Here is a 1,013-nt window from a genome sequence, read left to right as displayed (position 1 = left end):
CCCGTGCTGGGCCGTGGTCGAGGTCTTCCGCGCGATCCCGGTGCTGATGCTGATGATCGTCTTCTTCTTCCTCTACGGCATCACCCACGGCAGCACCGGCCCGTTCTGGTGCGTGGTGTTCGCGCTGGCGCTCTACAACGGAGCGGTGCTCGCCGAGGTGTTCCGCGCCGGCATCCTCGCCGTGCCGACCGGGCAGTCGGAGGCGGCCTACGCGATCGGTATGCGCAAGGGCCAGGTCATGAACATCGTGCTGCTGCCCCAGGCGGTCAAGATCATGATCCCGGCGATCATCAGCCAGTGCGTGGTGACGCTGAAGGACACCAGCCTCGGCTATGCCATCGCCGCACCCGGCCTGACGGCCGTGGCCCGGCCGATCTACCTCGAGTTCCAGAACCACGTCCCCGTCTACATAGTGATCGCCGGGATCTACGTCGTGGTCAACCTGCTGCTGACCGCCATCGCGATGTGGGTCCAGAAGCGCTATGTCGGCGAGAAGAAGCCGCTCCAGGTCTCCATGGTCGGCGGGGCCGGGGCCAGCACCTCGACCTTCTAAGGGAGGCGCCTTCCTCGGTTGACACGCGTCAACTTCTGCTAATCTCCGCCGGTGTGACCGCCCTCACTCCCCCGGCCGCGCCGGAGTTCCCCGAGCTGGCCTGCTACGGCCTCGCCGGGCACAGCAGCACACCCGCCGACCTGGTCCCGGAGGTGCAGCAGGCCGAGCGCCTGGGCCTGGGCTCGGTGTTCCTCTCCGAGCGCTTCAACCTCAAGGACGCCGCCGTGCTCGCGGGGGCCGCAGCCGCCTCCTCGACCACCATCGGCATCGCCACGGCCGCCACCAACCACAACACCCGGCACCCGCTGGTGACCGCCACGATGGCGACCACGCTGCACCGGATGACCGGCGGCCGCTACGCGCTCGGTCTCGGCCGCGGGTTCAACCTGCTCTTCGACGTCATGGGCCTCCCCCGGGTCACCGGCGCGCAGAGGGAGGACGCGGTCGGGATCTACCGCCG

At 68.9% G+C, this 1,013-nt stretch carries 2 protein-coding genes; both read left to right on the top strand.

Annotated features, from left to right (window positions below):
- On the top strand, positions 1–553 hold a 553-nt coding region (locus U1703_RS19145), incomplete at its 5' end, for an amino acid ABC transporter permease (RefSeq protein WP_332786989.1).
- Positions 554–606: 53 nt separating this feature from the next.
- A partial coding sequence (locus U1703_RS19140) for an LLM class flavin-dependent oxidoreductase (protein ID WP_332786988.1) occupies positions 607–1,013 on the top strand: 407 nt, incomplete at its 3' end.

Source organism: Sphingomonas flavida (assembly GCF_036663655.1).
GTDB lineage: Bacteria > Pseudomonadota > Alphaproteobacteria > Sphingomonadales > Sphingomonadaceae > Sphingomonas.
This window is presented reverse-complemented; position numbering and strand designations above follow the sequence as displayed.